Annotated in this window: 20 protein-coding genes; 9 read left to right on the forward strand and 11 right to left on the reverse strand. The window is 67.6% G+C overall.

The features are described 5' to 3' along the window. The first annotated feature begins 20 nt into the window (after positions 1–20). Complete coding sequence (locus OEJ37_RS04995; RefSeq protein WP_263343379.1) at positions 21–1,196, forward strand: fatty acid desaturase; 1,176 nt, start codon at positions 21–23, stop codon at positions 1,194–1,196. Here OEJ37_RS04995 and fdhD read toward each other — a convergent pair. Then, the gene (gene fdhD, locus OEJ37_RS05000) at positions 1,181–2,035 is read right to left on the reverse strand and encodes a formate dehydrogenase accessory sulfurtransferase FdhD (RefSeq protein WP_263343381.1); all 855 of its coding nucleotides are present in this window, start codon (positions 2,033–2,035) and stop codon (positions 1,181–1,183) included. The genes OEJ37_RS04995 and fdhD overlap by 16 nt on opposite strands. Before the next feature lie 115 nt (positions 2,036–2,150). Here fdhD and OEJ37_RS05005 point away from each other — a divergent pair, with 115 nt between their 5' ends. Next, positions 2,151–2,633, forward strand: a complete 483-nt coding sequence (locus tag OEJ37_RS05005) for a nitrate reductase associated protein (protein WP_047898989.1) — start codon at positions 2,151–2,153, stop codon at positions 2,631–2,633. A gap of 45 nt (positions 2,634–2,678) precedes the next feature. On the opposite strand, the gene OEJ37_RS05010 is transcribed toward OEJ37_RS05005, so the two are convergent. Beyond that, entirely contained in the window at positions 2,679–3,074 is a 396-nt protein-coding gene (locus tag OEJ37_RS05010) for an acyl-CoA thioesterase (protein WP_027789162.1), read from the reverse strand. A 175-nt stretch (positions 3,075–3,249) separates the two neighbouring features. On the opposite strand from OEJ37_RS05010, the gene OEJ37_RS05015 reads away from it, so the two are divergent. Next, positions 3,250–5,121 carry an ABCB family ABC transporter ATP-binding protein/permease gene (locus OEJ37_RS05015; RefSeq protein WP_174419738.1) on the forward strand — a complete coding sequence of 624 codons (1,872 nt, stop codon included), beginning with the start codon at positions 3,250–3,252 and terminating at the stop codon, positions 5,119–5,121. Between the two features lie 117 nt (positions 5,122–5,238). On the opposite strand, the gene murU is transcribed toward OEJ37_RS05015, so the two are convergent. After that, positions 5,239–5,958, reverse strand: a complete 720-nt coding sequence (gene murU / locus OEJ37_RS05020) for an N-acetylmuramate alpha-1-phosphate uridylyltransferase MurU (RefSeq protein WP_263343382.1) — start codon at positions 5,956–5,958, stop codon at positions 5,239–5,241. 31 nt (positions 5,959–5,989) lie between these two features. Next, positions 5,990–7,039 (reverse strand): aminoglycoside phosphotransferase family protein, encoded by a 1,050-nt coding sequence (locus OEJ37_RS05025; protein WP_263343383.1) that lies wholly within the window; start codon positions 7,037–7,039, stop codon positions 5,990–5,992. 223 nt (positions 7,040–7,262) lie between these two features. Between OEJ37_RS05025 and OEJ37_RS05030 the strand changes: the two genes are divergently transcribed. From OEJ37_RS05030 to rsmA, 4 genes are read left to right on the forward strand one after another with little or no spacing between them, the layout of a single operon-like run. Further along, a complete protein-coding gene (locus tag OEJ37_RS05030) occupies positions 7,263–9,623 on the forward strand; it encodes an LPS-assembly protein LptD (protein ID WP_174419741.1) in 2,361 nt (786 codons plus the stop codon). Between the two features lie 51 nt (positions 9,624–9,674). Then, positions 9,675–11,033, forward strand: a complete 1,359-nt coding sequence (locus OEJ37_RS05035; RefSeq protein ID WP_263343385.1) for a peptidylprolyl isomerase — start codon at positions 9,675–9,677, stop codon at positions 11,031–11,033. Positions 11,034–11,044: 11 nt separating this feature from the next. Continuing rightward, positions 11,045–12,031 carry a 4-hydroxythreonine-4-phosphate dehydrogenase PdxA gene (gene pdxA, locus OEJ37_RS05040; RefSeq protein WP_263343388.1) on the forward strand — a complete coding sequence of 329 codons (987 nt, stop codon included), beginning with the start codon at positions 11,045–11,047 and terminating at the stop codon, positions 12,029–12,031. A 49-nt stretch (positions 12,032–12,080) separates the two neighbouring features. Continuing rightward, entirely contained in the window at positions 12,081–12,908 is an 828-nt protein-coding gene (rsmA, locus tag OEJ37_RS05045) for a 16S rRNA (adenine(1518)-N(6)/adenine(1519)-N(6))-dimethyltransferase RsmA (protein ID WP_263343390.1), read from the forward strand. Between the two features lie 102 nt (positions 12,909–13,010). Here the strand turns inward: rsmA and OEJ37_RS05050 are convergent, their stop codons facing one another. After that, positions 13,011–13,946 carry a DMT family transporter gene (locus OEJ37_RS05050; RefSeq protein WP_175919135.1) on the reverse strand — a complete coding sequence of 312 codons (936 nt, stop codon included), beginning with the start codon at positions 13,944–13,946 and terminating at the stop codon, positions 13,011–13,013. Positions 13,947–14,283: 337 nt separating this feature from the next. Continuing rightward, the gene (locus OEJ37_RS05055; protein WP_174419746.1) at positions 14,284–15,819 is read right to left on the reverse strand and encodes a catalase; all 1,536 of its coding nucleotides are present in this window, start codon (positions 15,817–15,819) and stop codon (positions 14,284–14,286) included. 243 nt (positions 15,820–16,062) lie between these two features. On the opposite strand from OEJ37_RS05055, the gene gloA reads away from it, so the two are divergent. Further along, entirely contained in the window at positions 16,063–16,452 is a 390-nt protein-coding gene (gene gloA / locus OEJ37_RS05060; RefSeq protein ID WP_152860698.1) for a lactoylglutathione lyase, read from the forward strand. Between the two features lie 109 nt (positions 16,453–16,561). On the opposite strand, the gene OEJ37_RS05065 is transcribed toward gloA, so the two are convergent. The 5 genes from OEJ37_RS05065 to glyQ are packed head-to-tail and all read right to left on the reverse strand — an operon-like array spanning position 16,562 to position 22,004. Next, positions 16,562–17,449 carry a M48 family metallopeptidase gene (locus OEJ37_RS05065; RefSeq protein ID WP_174419747.1) on the reverse strand — a complete coding sequence of 296 codons (888 nt, stop codon included), beginning with the start codon at positions 17,447–17,449 and terminating at the stop codon, positions 16,562–16,564. 46 nt (positions 17,450–17,495) lie between these two features. Then, complete coding sequence (locus tag OEJ37_RS05070; protein WP_152860702.1) at positions 17,496–18,260, reverse strand: lysophospholipid acyltransferase family protein; 765 nt, start codon at positions 18,258–18,260, stop codon at positions 17,496–17,498. Positions 18,261–18,303: 43 nt separating this feature from the next. Continuing rightward, positions 18,304–18,867 carry a D-glycero-beta-D-manno-heptose 1,7-bisphosphate 7-phosphatase gene (gmhB, locus tag OEJ37_RS05075; RefSeq protein ID WP_152860704.1) on the reverse strand — a complete coding sequence of 188 codons (564 nt, stop codon included), beginning with the start codon at positions 18,865–18,867 and terminating at the stop codon, positions 18,304–18,306. 10 nt (positions 18,868–18,877) lie between these two features. After that, complete coding sequence (glyS, locus tag OEJ37_RS05080) at positions 18,878–20,977, reverse strand: glycine--tRNA ligase subunit beta (protein ID WP_263343392.1); 2,100 nt, start codon at positions 20,975–20,977, stop codon at positions 18,878–18,880. A gap of 22 nt (positions 20,978–20,999) precedes the next feature. Further along, the gene (glyQ, locus tag OEJ37_RS05085) at positions 21,000–22,004 is read right to left on the reverse strand and encodes a glycine--tRNA ligase subunit alpha (protein WP_263343393.1); all 1,005 of its coding nucleotides are present in this window, start codon (positions 22,002–22,004) and stop codon (positions 21,000–21,002) included. 322 nt (positions 22,005–22,326) lie between these two features. Here glyQ and OEJ37_RS05090 point away from each other — a divergent pair, with 322 nt between their 5' ends. Further along, on the forward strand, positions 22,327–23,982 hold the full coding sequence (locus OEJ37_RS05090) for a hypothetical protein (RefSeq protein WP_263343394.1): 1,656 nt from the start codon (positions 22,327–22,329) through the stop codon (positions 23,980–23,982). The last annotated feature ends 135 nt before the right edge of the window (positions 23,983–24,117 follow it).

Here is a 24,117-nt window from a genome sequence, read left to right on the forward strand (position 1 = left end):
TTCGCGCGCCTTTGCGCATCATGATCAACAACGATTCCCAGACACCGGTTCGTGCCGACGAGCCGATCCCGCATCGCAAGGTCATCCGCGCGTGGCTCGTGCCGTTCGCCACGCGCGAGATCGTGCGCCCGATCGCGCTGCTCGTGCTCGACTACCTGCTGCTGTTCGCGGCGTTCGCCGGGGCGCTGCTGATTCCGTCGATCATCGGCAAGATCGTCTGCGGGATGGCCGCCGGCTTCGTTACCGGGCGGCTCTTCATCATCGGGCACGACGCGTGTCACCAGAGCCTGACGCCCGATCGCCGGCTGAACCGCTGGCTCGGCCGCATCGCATTCCTGCCGTCGCTGACGCCATACAGCCTGTGGGAAGTCGGGCACAACGTCGTGCACCACGGTTATACGAACCTGAAGGGCTTTGACTTCGTGTGGGCGCCCCACACCCCGGCGGAATACGCCGCGCTGGCGCCGGCGCGCCGCTTGCTGGATCGCATCTACCGAAGCGGCTGGGCGCCGGGGCTTTATTATCTCGTCGAGATCTGGTGGCTGCGGATGTATTTCCCGACCAGGACCTATATCGGTACGTCGCGGCCCGTGTTCCGGCGCGACTGCCTGCTGGTGACGGGCTTCGCGGCCGTGTGGATCGCCGCCGTCGTCTGGGTGGCGGTCGCGACACGGCAGCCCATTGCGCTGCTGCTCGCAACCGCCGTGCTCGTGCCGTTCCTGTTCTGGTGCTCGATGATCGGCTTCGTCGTGTATGTCCACCACACCGATCCGCGCATCGCGTGGCACGCGAACCGCGCGGAATGGTCTAATGCCGCGCCGTTCGTGTCGACCACGCTGCACCTGACGTTCCCGTTCGGTATCGGCGGCCTGCTGCACCACATCATGGAGCACACGGCGCATCACGTCGACATGAGCGTGCCGCTGTACCGGCTCAAGCCCGCGCAGGCAAAACTGGAAGACATGCTGCCCGGGCGGATTGTCGTGCAGCGCTTCAGCTGGCGCTGGTATTTCGACACGGCCCGCCGCTGCAAGCTCTATGACACTGACCGCAAGCTCTGGGCGGATTACCTCGGAAACCCGACGAGCGACGCGGCATGCGAGGCGCTCCCGCCGGCCGCCGCGGACGAACTGCCGGGCGCGGTTCCCGAACCGGCGGGCAAGGCGCCCGCCGCGAGCGCTCACGCGGTGCCGTAATCCACGTGGCCGGTTTCGCGGCAGAAGCTGACGAGCCGCAGGCCGGCCGCCTTCGCGATCTCGATCGCGAGCGACGACGGCGCGGAGATGGTCGCGACCATCGGGATGCCGACCCGTGCGGCCTTGCGCACGAGCTCGTAGCTCGCGCGGCTCGACAGGAACACGAAGCCGTCGGTCGCGTCGGCGCGCGACAGCACGAGCGAACCGATCAGCTTGTCCAGCGCGTTGTGGCGGCCGACGTCCTCGAACGCGATCCGGATCGCGCCTGATGCATCGCACCACGCGGCCGCATGCAGGCCGCCCGTGAGCTGCGTGAGCGCCTGGTGGGCCGGCAGCGCATGCGCCGCGCGCGCCAGCGCGTCGGGCGCGAGGCGCGCGAGGAAGCCCGTGTCGGGTACGCGTTCGGGCGCGAGGTCGAGCAGGTCGATGCTTTCGATCCCGCAGACGCCGCAACCGGTGCGCCCTGCGAGCGCGCGGCGCCGGTCCTTCAGCGCGGCGAACGCCTGCTGGACGACTTCCAGGTGCACTTCCGCGTGCGGCAGCGGCGCGTCGGCGTGCAGGATCACCTCGATGTCCTTGATGTCGCTGCCGCGCGCGACGATTCCTTCCGAGATCGCGAACCCAACCGCGAACGCTTCGAGGTCGCACGGCGTGCACATCATCACCGCGTGCGAGATGCCGTTGAAGACGAGTGCGACGGGCCATTCCTGGCCCACGTAGTCGTGCGCGGTTTCGACGGCGCCGCCGCGCGTGCGGCGCACGGACAGTTCGATCGCGCCGCGCGGTTCGGCGCGCAGTTGGTCGCGCAGTTCGTCGGATTCGGTCGGATTCACGAGCACTCCCGTTGATTCGAGGCGCGGCCGGCGACAATCGTGTCCGCCGCCCGCGCGCAGAGGTTCTAAAATACCTCAGGCAGGCCGGCCGCGCCGGCATCCGCCACGTCAGGTAACGACCATGGGACTCAGCGACGCTCCGTTGCTATTCAACTTCGAACACGATTCGTCGGAAAATTTCACGTACATCCCGATGATCGTGCGTTTCAACCTCGACCGCTTCGGTTTGCGGATTTCGCTCGAGCAATGGCAGTTGCTGCCGCTCGAGGACCGCAAGCTGCTCGCGCGCTTCCCGGCCGACGACGACACCGCGATCGAGCCCAACTTCGATCACGCGCTGTTCGAGATGCTGCGCACGCATGCCGATCTGGAACCATCGTGGTTCCAGCCGGACGAGCAGCCGACCTGGCGCGCCACCGACACGGTGCCGGAGTCGCTCGTGCAGCAGAGCGCGCTGGCCGGGTTGTCCGCGCCCGCGCTCGCGCAGTGGCAGCGGCTCGCGCCGTTCCAGCGCTACGTGCTGGTGAAGCTGTCGCGCAAGCCGAAGCTGAATCATGATTTCCTGCCCGCGATGCGGGAGTTCGGGCTCACGGCCACGCACTGACGGGCCGCGTGCCGCGCCGCAGCGCGGCGCTTGTCCGTCGGAGCGTCAGAGCGGCGGCAGTTGCCGCGGCTTGCGGTCGGGGCCGGTCGCGACGTACGTGAGCGTCGCTTCGGTAACCTTCACGATTTCGCCCATCAGGCGCATGCGCTGTGCGTACACCTCGACGTCGACCGTGATCGACGTGTTGCCGGTGCGCATGATGGTCGCGTAGAAGCTCAGCAGGTCGCCGACGAACACGGGCTGCTTGAACACGAACGAGTTGACCGCGACCGTCGCGACGCGGCCGTTCGCGCGCTGGCTCGCGGGGATCGAACCGGCAATGTCGACCTGCGACATGATCCAGCCGCCGAACACGTCGCCGTGGACGTTCGCATCGTGCGGTTGCGGGACGACGCGCAGCGCGGGCTGCTTTTGCGGAAGTTCGAGGGTCGAATCGGTCATGGCGGAGGCTTTCATCCTGTAATAAATTCGCCGCCGTGCGCAGGCTGGCCGGCAAGGGCGCCGGCAGCGGCGCGAAGCGGCTTCTGCGACAATACAACGTTCGCAAATTGTACGAGAAAGCGGGCGAGCCGGCCGCCGATGAAAGCGTCCGGCACCGCCGCCGATCCTTCCCCCCATGCGCCGATTTCCTGCTTCCGGCGAGCCCGCGCCGGCTTCGACCGGGCCCCGCAACGACTGGCAGACCATCCGGTCGCTGCTGCCGTACCTGAGCACCTACAAATGGCGCGTCGCGCTTGCGCTCGCCTGCCTGATCGGTGCGAAGGTCGCGAACCTCGGCGTGCCGGTCGTGATGAAGCGCATCGTCGACCACCTGTCCTACGTGCAGCAGATCACCGCGCTCGGCCGCGCCGAACAGTCGGCCGGCATCGTGCTCGCGGGCGGCGTCGGCCTGTTGGTCGTCGCGTATGCGTTCGTGCGGCTGTCGACGTCGCTGTTTACCGAGCTGCGCGAGATCCTGTTCTCGAAGGTCACGGAGAGCGCGGTGCGCCAGCTCGCGCTGCAGGTGTTCCGGCACCTGCACGGGCTGTCGCTGCGGTTTCACCTGGAGCGCCAGACGGGCGGCATGTCGCGCGACATCGAGCGCGGCACGCGCGGCATCCAGCAACTGATTTCGTATTCGCTGTACAGCATCCTGCCGACGCTCGTCGAGGTCGGGCTCGTGCTCGGCTTCTTCGTGGTCAAGTACGAGGCCTATTACGCGTACGTGACGTTCGCGGCGCTGGTCACGTACATCGTGTTCACCGTGAAGGTCACCAACTGGCGCACGCACTTTCGCCGCACGATGAACGAACTCGATTCGCGCGCGAACTCGCGAGCGATCGATTCGCTGATCAACTACGAGACGGTGAAGTACTTCGGCAACGAGGAGTGGGAAGCGCAGCGCTACGACGAGAACCTGAAGCGCTATCGCAAGGCGGCGATCCGCTCGCAGAACTCGCTGTCGGTGCTGAACTTCGGCCAGCAGGCGATCATCGGCACGGGGCTCGTGTTCATCCTGTGGCGTGCGACGCAAGGCGTGCTCGCGGGCAAGCTGACGCTCGGCGATCTCGTGCTGATCAACACGTTCATGCTGCAGCTCTATATTCCGCTGAACTTTCTCGGCGTCGTCTATCGCGAGCTGAAGCAGAGCCTCACCGACATGGACCGGATGTTCGGGCTGCTGTCGGCCGCGAAGGAAGTCGCGGATTTGCCCGATGCACGGCCGCTCGCGGTGGCCGGCGCGCAGGTGCGCTTCGAGCACGTGAACTTCTCTTACGAGCCGGCGCGGTCGATCCTGCATGACGTGACGTTTACGATCGACGCGGGTACGACGACCGCGGTGGTCGGTCACAGCGGTTCCGGAAAGTCGACGCTGTCGCGCCTGCTGTTCCGCTTCTACGATCTCGACCGGCAGGCGGGCGGCGCGATCCGGATCGACGGCCAGGACATCCGCGACGTCACGCAGGATTCGCTGCGCGCGTCGATCGGGATCGTGCCGCAGGACACCGTGCTGTTCAACGACTCGATCTACTACAACATCGCGTACGGCCGGCCGACCGCGACCCGCGACGAGGTGGTCGCGGCCGCGCGCGCCGCGCACATCCACGATTTCATCGAGAGCTTGCCGAAGGGCTATGACACGCCGGTCGGCGAGCGCGGGCTGAAGCTGTCGGGCGGCGAGAAGCAGCGCGTCGCGATCGCGCGCACGCTGCTGAAGGATCCGCCCGTCCTGCTGTTCGACGAAGCGACGTCGGCGCTCGATTCGCGCTCGGAACGCGCGATCCAGCACGAGCTCGACCAGATCGCGCGGCATCGCACGACGCTCGTGATCGCGCACCGGCTGTCGACGGTCGTGCACGCGCAGCAGATCCTCGTGATGGATCACGGACGGATCGTCGAGCGCGGCACGCATGACGAACTCGTGCGCGCGGACGGGCTGTATGCGCAGATGTGGGCGCTGCAGCAGCAGCGCGCGGCGGCGGGCGGGGAAGAAGCCGAGGCCGTATGAGCGGCGATGCTGCGCGCGATGGCGCGCAGCGGGAACGCAGGGCGGTCTGCCGGAAGGGTGCGCGGGCAGCGTAGCGGCACGACGCGGCGCCGCGTCGCTAGTCCGTCCGTCGTCCGGTCAGCCCGCGGCGCGCAGCCGCGCGTCGAGCTCGCCGAGCTGCGCGGGCGTGCCGACGTTCTCCCAGATGCCTTCGTACAGTTCGCCGCTCGCGCGGCCGGCTTCGATCGTCGCGCGGAAGTACGGCGTCAGTGCGCGTCGCGTGCCGGGCGCGAGATCGCGGAACATTCGCGTGTCGTACAGGCCGATGCTGCCGAACGTGACGCGCTCGCCGCCGTCGAGCGACAGGCGCCCGTCGCCACCGAGCACGAAGTCGCCGGCCGGATGGAACGGCGGATTCGGCACCATCACGAGATGCATCGCGGGCGCGTCGAGCGCCGCCATGCGCGCGGCAGGGGCGGCGAGCTTCAGGTAATCGAACTCGGCGAACACGTCGCCGGCCACCGCGACGAACACCGTCGACCGCCCGTCGTGTTCCAGCAGCGGCAATGCCTGCGCGATGCCGCCGGCGGTCTCCAGCGCTTCGCCCTCGGCCGAATACGCGAGCCGCACGCCCCAGCGCGAACCATCGCCGAGCGCGGTCTCGATCCGTTCGCCGAGCCACGCATGGTTGATCACGATCGTCTCGATGCCCGCGCGAGCGAGCGCTTCGATCTGCCAGACGATCAGCGGCTTGCCGCCCGCTTCGAGCAGCGGCTTCGGGCGGGTGTCGGTCAGCGGGCGCATCCGTTCGCCGCGCCCGGCGGCGAAGATCATCGCCGTGGTCAGGGTGTCGCTCATGTTCGGCTGGGTTTCAGGGCAGTCAGGACGGTCAGAACGTATAGCCCACGTCGGCCGGCGCGTTGCCCTCGAGTTCGTCGAGCAGCTTCGCGAACGGCACGAGCGGGCGGTAGCGCAGCGCGACCTTGCGCGCATACGCGAGGAAGCGCGGGAGGTCGTTCAGGTAGTGCGGCTTGCCGTCGCGGTAATTGATGCGCGCGAACAGGCCGAGGATCTTGATATGGCGCTGCAGCCCCATCCATTCGAGCTGGCGGTAGAACTCGCCGAAATCCGGATCGACCGGCAGGCCGGCCTTTTTCGCCTTTTCCCAGTAATACGCGAAGCAGTCGAGCTCGAACTCCTCGTCCCAGCTGATGAATGCGTCGCGCAGCAACGACATGACGTCGTACGTCAGCGGCCCGTAGACGGCGTCCTGGAAATCGAGCACGCCCGGATTCGGCTCGCAGACCATCAGGTTGCGCGGCATGAAGTCGCGCAGCATGAAACCCTGCGGCTGCGCGTGCGCGCTGGCGACCAGCAGCGCGAAGGTGCGGTCGAGCGTACCGCGCATCGCGTCGGTGACGGGCTTGCCGAGGTGGCGGCCGACGAACCACTCGGGCAGCAGCTCCATTTCGCGGCGCAGGAACGCTTCGTCGAACGGCGGCAGCACGTCGGGCTGCGACGTGAGCTGGAAGCGGATCAGCGCGTCGAGCGCGTCGCGCATCAGCGGTCGCGCGGCGGCCGGGTCGGCCGGATCGAGCACCGAGATGTACGACGTGCGGCCGAGGTCCGTCACGAGCATGAAGCCCGCATCGAAATCGTGGGCCAGGATGTCCGGAACGTGATCGCCGGCCGCGGCGAGCAACTGCGCGACCTGGACGAACTCGCGGCACTTCTCGGGCGGCGGCGCGTCGACGGCGATCAGCGTGCCGCCGGCGCTCGTGGCCGACGCGACACGGAAATAACGACGGAAACTGGCGTCGGACGACGCAGGCGCGAGGGTCGACAGGTCAAGGGCGTAGCGCCCGGCGAGCGGGTGCAGCCACGCGGCGAGTGCTTCGAGGCGGGCGTCGGGCTGGGATGCGGCGGATGGCGGCGTCATGAAACTCGGGGGAGGGGGGAACGTCTTGCCATATAATACCCCACGACTTTTTTGACGCGCCCCGCGTCAGCTTCCGCCGTACAGGCCCGCGGCCTGTCGCGCCGTCCGCCCGATCGCCTCCCCGGTTTGCGCTCAGCCGCAGTCGCGGTTCGATGGCGCGGCCCGCCGTGCGCGAGTGTGCCGTGCAGGCGCGGTTGACAAGGGGCGATTCGCCAAACGATAGATGCCGCCCAAACCGCTATTCCCGAATGTTTTCCCCGGTGACGGGGCGCCGCGCAAACGGCGGCTCGCGCTCGCGCTCCTGGCCGTGCCCGGCCTCGTGCCGGCCGTGTCGTACGCGCAGCTGTCGGGCGCGGCTGCGCAGCCGCAGCCGCTCGACTCGCCGTGGGATCTGCGTCTCGCACCCCAGCTCGAGGATCATCCGCTGAAGGACGGCTCGAAGCCCGCTGCCTTCGTGATCGCCGACCACACGAGCGGCACGGCCGACCAGGATCTGGCCGCGAAGGGTTCGGCCGAACTGCGGCGCGGTGACGCCGTCGTGAAGGCCGACGCGATCCACTACGATCAGGATACCGACATGGCCGATGCGTACGGCCAGGTCAGGGTAATCAATGGCGGCACGTCGTTCGCGGGCCCCGAGGCGCATCTGAAGATCGAGGCGAACCAGGGCTTCATGACGGCGCCGAAGTACCACTTCAACGTGACGGGCGGGTCGGGCAGCGCGGAGCGCGTCGACATGGTCGACAACGAGCGCTCGGTGTTCGTCAACGGCACGTACACGGCGTGCCAGTGCTCGACGAACCCCGCGTGGTACATCAAGGGCAGCCGCTTCGACTTCGATACGGGCGCCGACGAAGGCACCGCGCGCAACGGCGTGCTGTTCTTCCAGGGCGTGCCGATCTTCGCGAGCCCGTGGCTGACGTTCCCGCTGTCGGGCGAGCGGCGCAGCGGCCTGCTGCCGCCGACGTTCTCGATGAACTCGAACAACGGCTTCGAGCTGACGCTGCCGTACTACTTCAACATCGCGCCGAACCGCGACCTGACGCTCACGCCGCGCATCATCTCGCGGCGCGGCGTGATGGCCGAAGCGACGTTCCGCTACCTGTCGCCGTCGTATTCGGGCACGTTTACGGCCAATTACCTGCCGGATGACCGGCTCGCACACCGCAACCGCTACGCGATCTACTGGCAGCACCAGCAGAACTTCGGCGGCGGCTTCGGCGGCTACGTCTATTACAACAAGGTCTCCGACAACACCTATCCCGAAGATCTCGGTTCGATGAACCAGTTCATCAACGGGACGCAGACGCTGTACCAGCAGGAAGCCGGCCTCACGTACAACAACGGCCCGTGGTCGGTGCTTGCGCGTTACCAGCACTGGCAGACGCTGCCGCCGTCGATCGCGCCGTACAGCCGCGAGCCGCAGTTGAACGTGAAGTACACGAAGTACAACGTCGGCGGCTTCGACTTCGGTGCGGAAGCCGACTATTCACGGTTCCGCATCACGACGGGCGATGCGACCGAAGGCGACCGGATCGTCTTCAACCCGTACATCGCGTACGGCGTGTACGGCCCCGGCTACTTCGTCGTGCCGAAGGTCCAGTACCACTTCGCGTCGTACGACCTGAACCACCTGTCGTCGGGCACGCCGAACAATCCGAAGCGCTTCACCGAGTCGATCCCGACCGTGACCTTCGACTCGGGCCTGATCTTCGACCGCTCGGTGCGCCTGTTCGGGCAGGACTTCATCCAGACCCTCGAGCCGCGCCTGTACTACGTGTACACGCCGTATCGCGACCAGTCGAACGCGCCGCTGTTCGACACCGCGGAATCGGACTTCGGCCTCGCGGAGATCTACCAGCCGAACACGTTCGTCGGCAACGACCGGATCGCCGATGCGAACCGGATCACGGCCGGCCTCACGTCGCGTTTCATCGATCCGCGCACCGGCGACGAGCGTGCGCGCTTCGTGATCGCGCAGCAGTACTACTTCGCCGATCAGCGCGTCACGCTGAATTCCGGGCAGACCGCGGTGCAGGCGCGCCACTCGGACCTGATCGTCGGCGCCGCGCTGAAGCTCGGCTCGGGCTTCATGTCGGAGACGGCGTTCCAGTACAACCAGAACAACAACCAGCTCGTGAAGTCGAGCATCGGTTTCGGCTACAGCCCGGGCGAGCGCCGCGTGATCAACGTCGGCTACCGCTATACGCGCTCGAACACGACGCTCGACAACCAGCCGATCAACCAGTTCCTGGTGTCCGCGCAATGGCCGCTCACGCGCCGCCTGTATGCGATCGGCCGTTTCAACTACGATCTTGCCGGCGATCGCGTGGTCGACGGTCTGCTCGGCTTACAATACGACGCGGATTGCTGGGCGCTCGGGGTCGGAGTGCAGCGTGCTGCGAACGGCATAAATTCGTCGGGACAGCAGAACTCGTCGACGCGCGTCATGATGCAACTGACGCTCAAGGGCCTGTCGACGGTCGACAACGGCCTCGTGTCCGCATTCCGCGCCGGGGTGCCGGGCTACACGCCGCTGCCGCCGCCGCCGCCGCCGATGTCCCGCTTCAGCAACTACGAGTAACGCCGGCTTGTCTGCACCGGTCAGCACGATTTCAATGGAGTATCAGTGGCAATGAAGAAAACCCTTCGTTTCGCGGCAGTCGTGTCCAGCCTCGCCGCGTCCGCCGCGCTGCTCGCCGCCGCGCCGGCCGCGGCGCAGGCGCTCGGTTCGCGCGGTGCGCAGCTCGCCGACGAAGTCGTCGCGGTCGTCAACAACGACGTGATCACGGGCCGCGAACTCGACCAGCGCGTCGGCCTGATCGCGCGCCGGCTGCAGCAGCAGAACGCGCCGGTGCCGCCGGCCGACCAGTTGCGCGCGCAGGTGCTGAACCAGATGGTGCTCGAGCGGATCCAGGTGCAGAAGGCCAAGGACGACGGGATCCGCATCGACGACGCGACCGTGCAGTCGACGCTGCAGCGTCTCGCGCAAGCGAACGGGATGACGCTCGAACAGTACCGCGCGCGTCTGGAGTCGCAAGGCGTGCCCTGGAGCATCTTCACGAGCGATGCGCGTACCGAGCTGATGCTGTCGAAGCTGCGGGAGCGCGAGGTCGACGGCAAGATCACCGTGTCGGACGCCGAAGTCGCGAACTACATCGCGAGCCAGCGCGGGCCGAACGCGGCGCAGCAGCAGGACCTGCGCTTCCAGCACATCTTCATCAAGGCGCCGACCAACGCGCCGCAGGCCGACATCGAAGCCGCGCAGAAGAAGGCCGACGCGCTGCTGCAGCAAGCGAAGTCGGGCGCCGATTTCGAGCGGCTCGCGAAGAACAACTCCGAAGCGAACGACGCGAAGAAGGGCGGCGACCTCGGCTTCAAGGCACCGAGCGCGCTGCCGGCCGAAGTCGTCGACGCCGCATCGAAGCTGCGCCCGGGCCAGGTCAACCCGACGCTGATCCGCGTGCCGGACGGCTTCGAGATCGTGCGCCTCGTCGACCGCCGCCAGAGCCAGGGCACTTCCGCCGCGGCGCCGAAGATCGTCCAGACGCACGTGCGCCACATCCTGCTGCGCGTGGGCGAAGGCAAGTCGGAAGGCCAGGCGCGCCAGCAACTGGCCGACATCCGCAACCAGGTTGAGGCCGGCGGCGATTTCGCGAAGTTCGCGCGCACCTACTCGCAGGACGGTTCCGCGTCGCAGGGCGGCGATCTCGGCTGGATCAGCCCGGGCGAGACCGTGCCGGAATTCGAGCGTGCGATGAACAACCTGCAGGACGGCCAGATCAGCCAGCCGATTCGTACCGAGTACGGCTACCACCTGATCCAGGTGCTGAACCGCCGCGAGGCGGAAGGCTCGGTGCAGCAGCAGATGGACATCGCGCGTCAGGCAATCGGCCAGCGCAAGGCCGAGCAGGCATATGCCGACTGGCTGCGCGAGCTGCGCGACTCGTCGTACGTGCAGTTCAAGATCGGCGGCGTCGGCCCGGCGAACTGAACGAGCTTCCGATGACCACGCCCGCGCTGCAGATCGCGATCACGACCGGCGAACCCGCGGGCGTCGGCCCGGAGCTGACCGTGCAGGCGCTGCGTGATGCCGCGCAGCGCTGGCCCGATGCGCATTTCACCGTGCTTGGAGATGCGGCGCTGCTCGACGCGCGCGCGGCGGCGGTCGGCGCGAACCCGGCAACGCTCGCAGGCGGGCAGGTGTCGGTCGCGCATCACGCGCTCGCCGCTTCCGTGCAGGCGGGCAAGCTGGACGCGGCGAACGGCCGGTACGTGCTCGACTTGCTCGACGCGGCGATCGACGGCGCGCTGGCAGGCCGGTACGACGCGATCGTTACCGCGCCGCTGCAGAAGAGCACGATCAACGATGCGGGCGTGCCGTTCACCGGCCATACCGAATACCTGGCCGAGCGCACGCATACGCCACGTGTCGTGATGATGCTGGCGGGCACCGGCGCCAAGCCGCTGCGCGTCGCGCTCGCGACCACGCACCTGCCGCTGAAGGACGTGTCGGCCGCGCTGACGATCGACGGGCTCGTCGAGACGCTCGCGATCATCGATCGCGACCTGCGGCGCGACTTCGGTCTCGCCGCGCCGCGCATCCTCGTGACGGGCCTGAACCCGCACGCGGGCGAGAACGGTTATCTCGGCCGCGAGGAGATCGACGTGATCTCGCCGGCGCTGGCCCGCGCGAACGCGCAGGGTATCGACGCGCGCGGCCCGTATCCGGCCGACACGCTGTTCCAGCCGCGCCATCTGGCCGATGCCGATTGCGTGCTCGCGATGTTCCATGACCAAGGGTTGCCCGTGCTGAAGTATGCGACGTTCGGCGAGGGCATCAACGTGACGCTCGGGCTGCCGATCATCCGCACGTCGGTCGATCACGGCACTGCACTCGATCTGGCCGGCACGGGCCGCGCGGATCCGGGCAGCATGATTGCCGCGCTCGATACGGCCGTCACGATGGCGCGCCATCGCCGCGCCGCCTGACGCGGCCCGACCTCACCCCATTCGTCGTATTTTTCGTTTTACTCAGTCGATGTCGAACAGCAGACAGCACCAAGGCCACTTCGCGCGCAAGCGCTTCGGGCAGAACTTCCTCGTCGATCACGGCGTGATCGATTCGATCGTGTCGACGATCGGTCCCGCGCGCGGCCAGCGGATGGTCGAGATCGGCCCCGGGCTCGGCGCGCTGACCGGGCCGCTGATCGAGCGTCTCGCGACGCCCGAGGCGCCGCTGCACGCGGTCGAGCTCGACCGCGACCTGATCGGGCGCCTGCAACAGCGCTTCGGCGCGCTGCTCGAACTGCACGCGGGCGACGCGCTCGCGTTCGACTTCGGTTCGCTCGCGGCGCCCGGCGGCAAGCCGTCGCTGCGGATCGTCGGCAACCTGCCGTACAACATTTCCAGCCCGCTGCTGTTTCACCTGATGACGTTCGCCAACGTGGTCATCGACCAGCATTTCATGCTGCAGAACGAAGTCGTCGAGCGGATGGTCGCGGAGCCGGGTACGAAGGCGTTTTCGCGGCTGTCGGTGATGCTGCAATACCGCTACGTGATGGAAAAGATGCTCGACGTGCCGCCGGAATCGTTCCAGCCGCCGCCGAAGGTCGATTCGGCGATCGTCCGGATGATTCCGTACGAGCCGCATGAACTGCCGGACGTCGATCCGGTGCTGCTCGGCGAAATCGTCACCGCCGCGTTCTCTCAGCGCCGCAAGATGCTGCGCAATACGCTCGGCGACTATCGCGAGACGATCGATTTCGATGCGCTCGGCTTCGATCTCGCGCGCCGTGCGGAGGACGTGAGCGTGGCCGAATACGTTGGTGTCGCGCAGACGCTCGCGGCGGTGCGCAAGGCCGGGTAACGCGCCTGCGCCGGATGTCGTGATGAGGCTGCCCCGCGGGGCAGCTCTTTTATTGCGCTCGTGCCTTTCTTCGCATGTGCGGCGGCCGCCTGCCGCTTGCCGTCACGCCCGCCTGCGCGGCGGCGTATTGACGAGCGCGATGCCGGTCAGCACGAGCGCGGCCGCGGACATGAAGCGCCAGCCGACCGATTCGCCGAGCAGCAGCACGCCGAACGCGACGCCGAACAGCGGCGACAGGAACGTGAATACCGACAACCGCGACGCGCTGTAGCGCGTCAGCAGCCAGAACCACGACAGGTAGCTGACGAACGCGACGACCACCGACTGGTATGCGAGGCTCGCCACCGCGATCGGCGTGACGTGCGCGAACGACACCTGGCCGAACAGCGCGGCGAGCGCGACCAGCACGACCGCCGACACCGCGAGCTGGTAGAACAGCGTCTTGCTCGCACTTGCGCGCGCGAGCGCCGTCGAACGCACGACAACCGTCGTCGCGGCCCACATCGCGCCGCCGAGTATGCCGAGCGCGTCGCCGGCCAGTCCCGCCAGCACAGATGCGCCCGGCGCGCGCGGCTTCAGGAAGCCGTCCGCGAACGCGAGCGCGATGCCGGCAAACGCGAGGCCGACGCCGGCCCACTGCACGCGCTGCAGCCGTTCGCCCGGCGCGAACAGGTGCAGGCCGAGTGCGGTGAAGCAGGGTGCCGTGTACAGGAAGATCGCCATGTGCGACGCGCTCGTCAGCGTCAGTCCGAAGAACACGCAGACGAATTCTCCGGCGAACAACGCACCGGCCGCGAGGCCCGCGCCGAACGTGCCGTCCGCGCGGAACAGCGGCGTGCCGCGCGCGCGGGCCCAGCCCCACAGCAGCAGCGCGGCGATCACCGAGCGCAGTCCGGCCTGGAACATCGGTGCGATGGCGGCGTTCGTGCTCTTGATCGCGACCTGCTGGAAGCCCCAGATCGCGCACAGCAACAGCATCAGGCCGACTGCGCGCATGTCGAGCGCGCGGCGCGTGGGCGTGGCGGCAAGCGTGGTCATCGGCGGGCCTCGCTGGAATGCAACGGCGCCAGCAGGTTCGGGCAGGGGGCGCGTCCGGCGCGCTCGGATCGGCGGTCTCGCACGGCAGTGTGTCGAATGGTTGGAGGGCGAGCATGCCGCAAGTCGTGCGTCGTGCGGGGCGCCGGAACGGGGAACGTCTGCGGTCGAGCGAATATCCGCTTCCGCAGGCGAACGATGGTACACGATCGGCGTACCGCCGTGCGCCGCGAATCGCGCTGCGGGCCGCGCCGCTGGTCGGCCGACGCGGCCCGTCGTGCACGGTCGAGAGGCGCGGCGAGGAAACCAAGCGGCGCGCGCGGCGCCGCTTCGTTTCGCGTCAGTCGGTGAGCTTGGCAGTCAACTCGTCGACGCGGCGCTGATCCGCGCCGAGCGCGGCGGTAACCTGACGCCCGTATTCCGCGTCTGCTTTCTGGAAGTACGACAGCATCGTGTATTTGACGTCGTCGTTCTTGACCTGCTTCAGATCGGTGGCCAGGTTGCTTGCGAGGTTCGCGCGTTCGCTGGCCGTCAGCGAACGGTAGAACTCGCCTGCCTGCTCGAAGTCGAGCGTCTTTGCGATGCGAGCCTGTTGTGTCGCGCCGGCAAGCGGCAAGCGACTGGCCGAGAACGCAGGGTTCGCCGCCAGCGAGGCCTGCCGGCTCGGCTCGTAGTTCGCGCCGCCGCGGGTATTGCCGCCGTTCATCGCGCCGTCCTGGTTGACGTTGTCGACCGGCACGCGCGGGCGGTTCACGGGCAACTGCAGCGCGTTCGTTCCGACGCGATGAAGCTGCGTGTCCGCGTACGCGAAGAGACGGCCTTGCAGCAGGCGATCCTCGGAAGGCTCGATGCCCGGCACGAGGTTCGACGGTGCGAACGCCGCTTGCTCCGTTTCCTGGAACACGTTGTCAGGATTCTTGTTGAGCGTCATGGTGCCGATCTTCGTTTCGGGCACGCCGGTCCATACCTTCGTCGCATCGAGCGGGTCGAACGGGAAGCGGTCGAGCTGCTCGGGTTTCAGCACTTGAACGTACAGGTCCCATTTCGGATACCGGCCTGCGTCGATCGCCGCGATCAGATCGCGGGACATGTGATTGAAGTCCTTGCCCTGAATCGACTCCGCCTGTTGCGCGGTCAGGTTCTTCTCTCCCTGCAGGCTTTTCCAGTGGAATTTGACGTAAGAGATCCGCTGTTTCGCATCGACGAACTTGTACGCGTGCACGCTATTGCCGTCCATTTCGCGATATGTCGCGGGCGTGCCTGCGTCGGAATAGAGGCGCGTAATCATGTGCGTCGCTTCCGGTTGATGCGAGAAGAAGTCGAAGAAGCGGCCCGGATCCTGAATGTTCGTGTTGGGTGCCGGCTTGAGCGAGTGGACCATATCCGGGAACTTGATCGCGTCGCGAATGAAGAACACCGGCAGGTTGTTGCCGACCAGATCCCAGTTGCCTTCCGACGTGTAGAACTTGGTCGCGAAGCCGCGCGGGTCGCGCAGCGTTTCCGGCGACGTTCCGCCGTGGATCACGCTGGAGAATCGCACGAATACCGGCGTTTGCGTGCCGGGATTGAAGACCTTCGCCGTCGTGAGATCGGAAATGTCGCGCGTCGCGACGAATGTGCCGTATGCGCCGGCGCCGCGCGCATGCACGACGCGCTCGGGGATGCGTTCGCGATCGAAACGCTGCAACTTCTGGATCAGATGCCCGTCCTGCAGCAGAACGGGCCCGTTTGCGCCGGCCGTCTGCGAATTCTGGTTGTCACCCACCGGTGCGCCGTTGTCGCGGGTGAGCGTTGACGCGTGAGCCGCGAATGCGCCCAGGACGGACGCTGCGACGAGCAGGCGACTCAAGGGAACGGGGAGACGATAGGCTGCCATGGATGGATTCCTCGTATTTCATGTTGAGATCGCAATCTAACAAGAGGCTTTCACTCATGGAATTTCTAAATTCCTATTGCTTCAATAATCGATTTCTATATATTCCGGATAACGAACGGGCCGGGAATGGCGAGGAACCCGGCGCGCTCCATATGGGCTTGCGCATCGGGGCCGCCGCCAGCGAAATTCACCCGACTCTGGTAGAGTTTCCGGCTCTGGAAAGGCCCCACAGGAGTACACGACATGCGTTTGCTGCATACGATGCTGCGAGTCGGCGATCTCGACCGCTCGATCAAGTTCTACACCGAATTGCTCGGCATGAAGCTGCTGCGTCGCGATGATTATCCGGAAGGCAAGTTCACGCTCGCGTTCGTCGGCTACGAAGACGAAAGCACCGGCACCGTGATCGAGCTGACCCACAACTGGGACACGCCGTCCTACGATCTCGGCAACGGCTTCGGCCATCTGGCGGTGGCGGTGGAGGATGCCTACGCGGCGTGCGAGAAGATCAAGGCGCAAGGCGGCAAGGTCACGCGCGAAGCCGGGCCGATGAAGCACGGCACGACCGTGATCGCCTTCGTCGAGGATCCGGACGGCTACAAGATCGAGTTCATCCAGAAGAAGGCGCACTAAGCGCAGGATGAACGGGCCGCGGCGCGCGATGCGCGCGGCGGCGGAGCGAACGGGCGGTGCGGGGTGTCCCGCATCGCCCGTTTGCGTTTTCAAACGAAGACTGCGCGCGTTACAGCGACGGCAGCAGCTCGGGCGGATGATGCTTGAGCGTGTGCCGCGCTTCGCGAAACTCCGGGAAGATCGATTCGACGGTCTGCCAGAAGGCGGGGCTGTGGTTCATCTCGCGCAGGTGCGACAGTTCGTGCGCGACCACGTAGTCGACGATCGACATCGGGAAATGGATCAGCCGCCAGTTCAGGCGGATCTTGCCGTCGCTCGAGCAGCTGCCCCAGCGCGTCGCGGCCGACGACAGCGCGTACATCGAATATGTGACGCCGAGCTTTTCCGCGTAGACCGCGAGGCGTTCGCCGAAGATCCGCTTCGCCTCGCCCTGCAGCCAGCCCTGCACGCGATCCTTGATCTGCTGCATGTCGGCCTGCGCGGGCAGCGGCAACGAGAGCCGCAGCGCATCGGTGTCGAACCCGACGGCGCCCGCGCCGAGCGCGATCGTCACCGTCTTGCCGAGATACGGAAGCTGCGCGCCGTCGCGCCAGTCGATCTGTGGCAGCGCGCGCTGCTCGGTGCGCGTCTTCCACTCGGCGAGCTTCGCGAAGATCCAGCGTTGTTTCTCGGAGATCGCGGCCTCGATGTCGGTGAGCGTGACCCAGCGCGGCGCGGTGATCGACAACCCGCTGCCGTCGATCGTGAAGCCGATCGTGCGACGCGCCGAGCGCTTCAGGCGGTATTCGAGCACGCGGCTGTCGAGTGCGAACGTGCGCACGCGCGAGCGGTCGGGCGCCGGGCCCGGATCGAGCGGTGCGGCGGGCGCCGCTTCAGGCGGCGCCGGCGGCGTGGCGGGCGCCGACGGTGCGGCGGCCGGCCCATCGAAGAGCGGCAGATCCATCTGACGATGATCGAGAGCCACGACGGCTGGCCGTGGCCGCGGACGCTGTTTCATCAGTTCGCTTCTTTTTGACGTACGCAACGGCTGCAATCTGCGGGATTCAGACACGCGCGGCATCGCGCGTGCCGGCGTTGCCCGCCTGACGATACGAATCGGGATCGATGCGGCGCATTTCCGCTTCGATCCATGCTTCGACCTGCGAGTTCAATGCATCGGGCGTCAGCCCGTCGACGGGGATCGGCTTGCCGATCGACACGGTGACGACGCCCGGGAATTTCATGAACGAGTTGCGCGGCCATACCCGCCCTGCATTGTGCGCGATCGGCACGACCGGCGTGCCGGTTTCGATCGCGAAGCGCGCGCCGCCCGTCTTGTACTTGCCCTGCTTGCCGACCGGCGTGCGCGTGCCTTCGGGGAACATGATCATCCATGCACCTTCCGACAGCCGCTTCTTGCCCTGGCGGATCACCGAGTTGAACGCGTTCTTGCCTTCCTTGCGGTTGATGTTGACCATGTGCAGCAGCCCGAGCGCCCAGCCGAAGAACGGCACGTACAGCAGCTCGCGCTTGAACACGTAGCAGAGCGGCTTCGGCATCAGCGCCGGAAACGCGAGCGTCTCCCACGCGGACTGGTGCTTCGACAGCAGCACGGCCGGGCCGTCGGGCAGGTTGTCCATCCCTTCGATCCGGTAGCGGATGCCGTTCAGCCAGCGCACGACCCACAGCGTCGACTTGCACCAGCCGGCCGCCATCCAGTAGCGCGCGTCGGGGCGCATGAACGGGAACGCGATGAAGCACGCGGTGGCGTACGGCACCGTGTACAGGATGAAGTAGATCAGCAGCAGCAGGGAGCGGACGAAGCGCATCGGCGTGAGTCTGGCATTAGGGAGGATGCGCGCGGCAGCCGCATCACTCGTGTTCGTGTGAAAGGAAATCGAGCGCAAATGCGCGCAGGTCGTCGTGGACCTTCGTGCCGGGCGGCAAATTGCCGGCAGCGAGCGTTTTCTTGCCCTTGCCGGTCAGCACGAGGTGCGGCTGGAAGCCGACCGCGACACCGGCCTGCAGGTCGCGCAGCGAATCGCCGACGGCCGGCGTGTGATCGGGATCGATCTCGAAGCGCTCGGCGATCATCTGCATCATGCCGGGCTTCGGCTTGCGGCAGTCGCAGTGATCCTCGGCCGTATGCGGGCAGAAGAACACCGCGTCGATGCGCGCGCCGACCGCGGCCGCCGCGCGATGCATCTTCAGGTGCATCTCGTTGAGCGCGGCCATGTCGAACAGCCCGCGACCGATGCCGGACTGGTTGGTCGCGACGACCACGCGATAGCCCGCGTGGTTGAGCCGGGCGATCGCCTCGAGGCTGCCGGGCAGCGCGATCCATTCGTCGGGCGTCTTGATGAACGCATCCGAATCGACGTTGATCACGCCGTCCCGGTCGAGGACGACGAGCTTTCGGTTGGGGCTGGTCGGCATCGTGCGGCCCTTATGCGGCGAGCTTCGAGATGTCGGCGACGCAGTTCATCTGCTGGTGCAGCGCCGACAGCAGCGCGAGACGGTTCGCTCGCAGCGCGGGATCTTCCGCGTTGACCATCACGTCGTTGAAGAACGTGTCGACCGGCACGCGCAGCGCGGCGAGCGCCGACAGCGCGCCCGTGTACGCACGCGCCTCGAGCTGCGACTGCACGTGCGGCGTCACGGCCGCGAGCTGTTCGTGCAGCGCCTTCTCGGCAGCTTCGACGAGCAGCGCCGGCTGCACCGCGCCGTTCGCGCCGCCTTCCGACTTCTTCAGGATGTTCGAAATCCGCTTGTTCGCGGCCGCGAGCGCTTCGGCTTCCACGAGGTGCGTGAATTCGCGCACCGCGTCGAGGCGCGCGACGAGATCGTCGACGCGCGTCGGGTTCAGGCTCAGCACCGCGTCGACTTCGCCGGCCGAATAGCCGCGCTCGCGCAGCAGGCCGCGCAGGCGATCCATGAAGAACGCGAAGATTGCATCGGTCGATTCGGCGACGCCCGGCACGCCTTCGAAGCGCGCGTGGGCCGTGCGCAGCAGCGACACGAGATCGAGCGGCAACTGCTTCTCGAGCAGCAGGCGCAGCACGCCGAGCGCGTGGCGGCGCAGCGCGAACGGATCCTTCTCGCCGGTCGGCGCGAGGCCGATGCCCCAGATGCCGACGATCGTCTCGAGCTTGTCGGCGAGCGCGACGGCGGTCGACACGGGTGTGGTCGGCAGCGCGTCGCCGGAGAAGCGCGGCTGGTAGTGCTCGGCGCACGCGAGCGCGACGTCGTCGGCTTCGCCGTCGTGGCGCGCGTAGTACGTGCCCATCGTGCCCTGCAGTTCCGGGAATTCGCCGACCATGTCGGTCAGCAGGTCGGCCTTCGCGAGGCGCGCGGCGCGCTTCGCGTGCGCGGCGTCGGCGCCGATCGCGGGCGCGATCTCGCCGGCCAGCGCCTCGAGGCGCTCGACGCGCGCGAGCGCCGAGCCGAGCTTGTTGTGATAGACGACGTTCGCGAGCAGCGGCACGCGGTCGGCGAGCGGCTTCTTCTTGTCCTGCTCGAAGAAGAACTTCGCATCGGCGAGGCGCGGGCGCACGACGCGCTCGTTGCCTTCGATGATCTCGCCGGGCGTCTTCGTCTCGATGTTCGACACGATCAGGAAGCGCGAGCGCAGCTTGCCGCCGACGTCGGTCAGCGCGAAATACTTCTGGTTCGTCTGCATCGTGAGGATCAGGCATTCCTGCGGCACCTGCAGGAATTCGTCCTCGAAGCGGCACGGGTAGACGACCGGCCATTCGACCAGCGACGTCACTTCGTCGAGCAGCGATTCGGGCATCACGACCGTGTCGCTGTTCGCGTGCTCGTTCAGTTGCGTGCGGATCGTTTCGCGGCGGTCGGCGAAGTGCGCGATCACGCGGCCCTTGTCGCGCAGTGTGTCGGCGTAGGCGCGCGCATGCTGGATCGCGACGAGGCCGTCGGACAGGAAGCGGTGGCCGAGCGTGGTGTCGCCGGCGTCGATGCCGAACGCGGTGACGGGCACGATGCGATCGTCGTGCAGCACCGTCAGGCGATGCACTGGGCGCACGAACTGCACGTCGGAGCCGTCCGGGCGTTGATACGTCATCACCTTCGGAATCGGCAGCTTCGCGAGCGTTTCGTCGAGCGCGGCCTGCAGGCCGTCGGCGAGCGTCGCGCCGGCTGCCGAATAGTTGATGAAGAACGCTTCGGCCTTGCCGTCCTGCGCGCGCTCGAGATCGGCGATCGACAGGTTCGGGTGGCCGAGCGCCGCGAGCTTCTTCGCGAGCGGGGCCGTCGGCTTGCCTTCGGCGTCGAGCGCGACCGATACGGGCAGGACCTTTTCGCGGACCTGCTTGTCAGGTGCGACGGCGCGCACGTTCTGCACGACGACGGCGAGGCGGCGCGGCGTGGCGTAGCGTTCGCACACGAGTTCGCCTTCGACGAGGTCGCGCGCCGCGAGGCGTTGCGCGAGACCTTCGGCGAATGCGTCGCCGAGGCGCGCGAGGGCCTTCGGCGGCAGCTCTTCGGTCAGCAGTTCGACGAGCAGGGGAGCGGGATGATTGTGCGTCATGTTTGGAAGAAATCTCGTCTCGTCAGTCTTGGTCGATCTTGCGTTCGACCTTGAGCGGCGGTGCCCATGCCGGCTGCGCGGCGTCCTGGGCGTCGGTGGTGAGGCCCGGCACGCCCGGCGGGTTGCCGAGCATCGGGAAGCCGAGCTTCTCGCGCGAGTCGTAGTAAGCCTGCGCGACGAGACGCGACAGCGCGCGGATGCGGCCGATGTACGCCGCGCGCTCGGTCACCGAGATCGCACCGCGCGCATCGAGCAGGTTGAACGTGTGGCCGGCCTTCAGCACGAGCTCGTACGCGGGCAGCGCGAGCTGCGCGTCGATCATCCGCTTCGCTTCCGCTTCGTAGCTGTTGAAGAACGTGAACAGCAGGTCGACGTTCGCGTGCTCGAAGTTGTAGGTCGACTGCTCGACCTCGTTCTGGTGGTAGACGTCGCCATACGACAGGCGGCGGAGCTCGGGGCCGTTCGGGCCGTGCTCTTCCCATTCGGTCCACACGAGGTCGTACACGTTCTCGACCTTCTGCAGGTACATCGCAAGGCGCTCGAGGCCGTACGTGATCTCGCCGAGCACGGGCTTGCAGTCGAGGCCGCCGACCTGCTGGAAATACGTGAACTGCGTGACTTCCATCCCGTTCAGCCACACTTCCCAGCCGAGGCCCCATGCGCCGAGCGTCGGGTTTTCCCAGTCGTCCTCGACGAAGCGCACGTCGTTCTGCCGCAGGTCGAAGCCGAGCGCTTCGAGCGAGCCGAGGTACAGGTCGAGGATGTTCTCCGGCGCCGGCTTGAGCACGACCTGGTACTGGTAGTAGTGCTGCAGGCGGTTCGGGTTCTCGCCGTAGCGGCCGTCCTTCGGGCGGCGCGACGGCTGCACGTACGCGGCGCGCCACGGCTCGGGGCCGATCGCGCGCAGGAACGTGTGGACGTGCGACGTGCCCGCGCCGACTTCCATGTCGATGGGCTGGAGCAGGGCGCAACCCTGCTTGTCCCAGTAGGACTGCAGCGTCAGGATGATTTGCTGAAACGTAAGCATGAAGAGCCTTCGTGGCGCTGGCGCTCCGTTGCGGGCCGTGCTCCGGGCGGGGCCCCGAGGGTCGGCTCGCGCGGCGGCGCGGCTTGTTAGTGTGCTGAAACGCGTAATTTTACCGGATCGGCGACCGGATGCGGCCGGAACGCGGGCGAGGCCGCCGCCGGCCCGCTTCCCGCGGCCTGCGCGAGCGTGGCCCCGTGCGCTCCGCGCGGGCGCGTACGGCTCGTCGCGACGCGCGTGCCGCGGCGCTTCGCGCGGGCGTTAAGATGCGCGTATTGCGGTTCGCGCGACGCGTGCCGCGTCACCGCTTGCAGGTTCCGATCGCATGGACGACCCGACCGACATCCTCATTCCGCTGCTTCCGCCGTTCCTCTCGCTGCTCGGGCAGGCCGCCGATGCGCAGGCGCGTGGCGAGCGCGCCGCGCACGATCTGTGGCTCGCCGCAGCCGCCCATCTGCATGCGGTCGACGCCGATGCGCTCGCGCAACTCACGGCGACGCTCGTCGCGCGGCGGCGCACGGCCGATGCGCTCGCGCTTGCCGAATGCGCGGCGCGCGTGCGGCCGGGCGCGGCCGCGCACTTCAACCACGGCTATACGCTGCAGATGGCCGGCCGTCACGCGGACGCGGTCGCGCCGTACCGAGCGGCGCTCGCCGCCGATGCCGGCTGGCCGTCGCTGCGCAACAACCTCGCGATCGCGCTGCGGTTGTCGGGCGGTGATCGCACGGAGGAAATCGCGCTGCTCGACGCGGCCGTGAATGCGGATCCGCGCGACGTGCAGGCGTGGATCAACCTCGTCGTCGCGCGGCTCGCGACGCACGACCTCGACGGCGCGCTCGCATGCGCCGCACGGCTTGCCGACCTCGCGCCCGACAACGCGCTCGCGGTGAACAACGTCGCGATGGCGATGAAGGAGGCGCAGCGCTGGGACGACGCCGAGCGTTACGCGGCGCGCGCGTGCGAGCTGGCGCCCGACGACGCGTCGTTCCGTTTCAACCTCGCGATCATCCAGCTCGTGCGCGGCAACCACGCGGCCGGCTGGCGCGGCCACGAGGCGCGCTGGGACGGCGCGGGCGAGCTGCGCGGCCGCCGGCCGGCGCTGCCGGGCCCGCGCTGGCAGGGCGAGCCGCTCGCGGGCAAGACGCTGCTCGTGTGGGGCGAGCAGGGGCTCGGCGACGTGCTGCAGTTCTGCCGCTTCGTCACGCCGCTCGCCGAGCGCGTGCATCGCGAGGGCGGCCGGCTCGCGTGGAATACGTTCCCGCAGGTGGGCACGCTGATGCAGCGCAGCCTGGGCGCGCACGCGGACGCGTTCGGTGCGGGCGGCGGCGTCGACGCGCTGCCCTCATTCGATTACGAAGTGCCGCTGATCGGTCTGCCGCTGATGCTCGGCATGGAAGCGTCGACGCTCGCGTCGTCGGTGCCGTACCTGCGGGCCGATCCGGATGCGCGCGATGCGTGGCGCGCGCGGCTCGCGGGCGACCGCCGGCTGAAGGTCGGGCTCGTGTGGACGGGCAGCACGGGCCACCAGCGCAATCCGTTCCGGCGCGTCGGGCTCGAGCGTTATGCCGACGCGTTCCGCGGGATCGACGGCGTCGCGTTTTATTCGCTGCAGCCGGGTGCGAACGCGGATGTCGCGGCGGCGCGTGCGGCCGGCTTCGCGATCGAGGACTTCACGGCCGAACTGAAAAGCTTCGACGATACGGCCGCGTTCATCGGCGCGCTGGATCTCGTGATCACCGTGTGCACGTCGGTCGCGCACCTGTCGGGCGCGCTCGGTGCGCGCACCTGGGTGCTGCTCGACGTGAATCCGCACTGGCCGTGGTTGCTCGAACGCCAGGACAGCCCGTGGTATCCGACCGCGACGCTGTACCGGCAGCGGACGTTCGGCGCGTGGGAACCGGTGATGGAGGAAGTGAGCCGCGATCTGCGGAGCCTGGCCGTGCAACCGGCTCAACCGGATCGATCGGCCCGGCAGGCCTGAGCGGCCGACCGCGTTGCGGTCGCGGGCCGCATCGCGCAGCGATCGGCCCTTCTGGTGGCCAGCCCCACGAATGGTTTTTTCCAAACAGGGGAACGTGCGTTGCCGGCCGCATTGCGGCGTCGTGCGTCGCTTGTC

The sequence above is a fragment of the Burkholderia sp. BKH01 genome, from assembly GCF_025685725.1.
In the GTDB taxonomy this organism is placed as follows: Bacteria; Pseudomonadota; Gammaproteobacteria; order Burkholderiales; family Burkholderiaceae; genus Burkholderia; species Burkholderia pyrrocinia_C.

What these genes read in the sequence shown, in the direction of transcription:
- glyQ (WP_263343393.1), bottom strand. Translation starts at nt 22,004, where the DNA reads ATGCTTACGTTTCAGCAAATCATCCTGACGCTGCAGTCCTACTGGGAC.
- OEJ37_RS05065 (WP_174419747.1), bottom strand. Translation starts at nt 17,449, where the DNA reads ATGAAACAGCGTCCGCGGCCACGGCCAGCCGTCGTGGCTCTCGATCAT.
- gmhB (WP_152860704.1), bottom strand. Translation starts at nt 18,867, where the DNA reads ATGCCGACCAGCCCCAACCGAAAGCTCGTCGTCCTCGACCGGGACGGC.
- rsmA (WP_263343390.1), top strand. Translation starts at nt 12,081, where the DNA reads ATGTCGAACAGCAGACAGCACCAAGGCCACTTCGCGCGCAAGCGCTTC.
- glyS (WP_263343392.1), bottom strand. Translation starts at nt 20,977, where the DNA reads ATGACGCACAATCATCCCGCTCCCCTGCTCGTCGAACTGCTGACCGAA.
- OEJ37_RS04995 (WP_263343379.1), top strand. Translation starts at nt 21, where the DNA reads ATGATCAACAACGATTCCCAGACACCGGTTCGTGCCGACGAGCCGATC.
- OEJ37_RS05055 (WP_174419746.1), bottom strand. Translation starts at nt 15,819, where the DNA reads ATGGCAGCCTATCGTCTCCCCGTTCCCTTGAGTCGCCTGCTCGTCGCA.
- OEJ37_RS05010 (WP_027789162.1), bottom strand. Translation starts at nt 3,074, where the DNA reads ATGACCGATTCGACCCTCGAACTTCCGCAAAAGCAGCCCGCGCTGCGC.
- OEJ37_RS05030 (WP_174419741.1), top strand. Translation starts at nt 7,263, where the DNA reads ATGCCGCCCAAACCGCTATTCCCGAATGTTTTCCCCGGTGACGGGGCG.
- OEJ37_RS05025 (WP_263343383.1), bottom strand. Translation starts at nt 7,039, where the DNA reads ATGACGCCGCCATCCGCCGCATCCCAGCCCGACGCCCGCCTCGAAGCA.
- OEJ37_RS05050 (WP_175919135.1), bottom strand. Translation starts at nt 13,946, where the DNA reads ATGACCACGCTTGCCGCCACGCCCACGCGCCGCGCGCTCGACATGCGC.
- OEJ37_RS05035 (WP_263343385.1), top strand. Translation starts at nt 9,675, where the DNA reads ATGAAGAAAACCCTTCGTTTCGCGGCAGTCGTGTCCAGCCTCGCCGCG.
- OEJ37_RS05015 (WP_174419738.1), top strand. Translation starts at nt 3,250, where the DNA reads ATGCGCCGATTTCCTGCTTCCGGCGAGCCCGCGCCGGCTTCGACCGGG.
- murU (WP_263343382.1), bottom strand. Translation starts at nt 5,958, where the DNA reads ATGAGCGACACCCTGACCACGGCGATGATCTTCGCCGCCGGGCGCGGC.
- pdxA (WP_263343388.1), top strand. Translation starts at nt 11,045, where the DNA reads ATGACCACGCCCGCGCTGCAGATCGCGATCACGACCGGCGAACCCGCG.
- OEJ37_RS05070 (WP_152860702.1), bottom strand. Translation starts at nt 18,260, where the DNA reads ATGCGCTTCGTCCGCTCCCTGCTGCTGCTGATCTACTTCATCCTGTAC.
- OEJ37_RS05090 (WP_263343394.1), top strand. Translation starts at nt 22,327, where the DNA reads ATGGACGACCCGACCGACATCCTCATTCCGCTGCTTCCGCCGTTCCTC.
- gloA (WP_152860698.1), top strand. Translation starts at nt 16,063, where the DNA reads ATGCGTTTGCTGCATACGATGCTGCGAGTCGGCGATCTCGACCGCTCG.
- OEJ37_RS05005 (WP_047898989.1), top strand. Translation starts at nt 2,151, where the DNA reads ATGGGACTCAGCGACGCTCCGTTGCTATTCAACTTCGAACACGATTCG.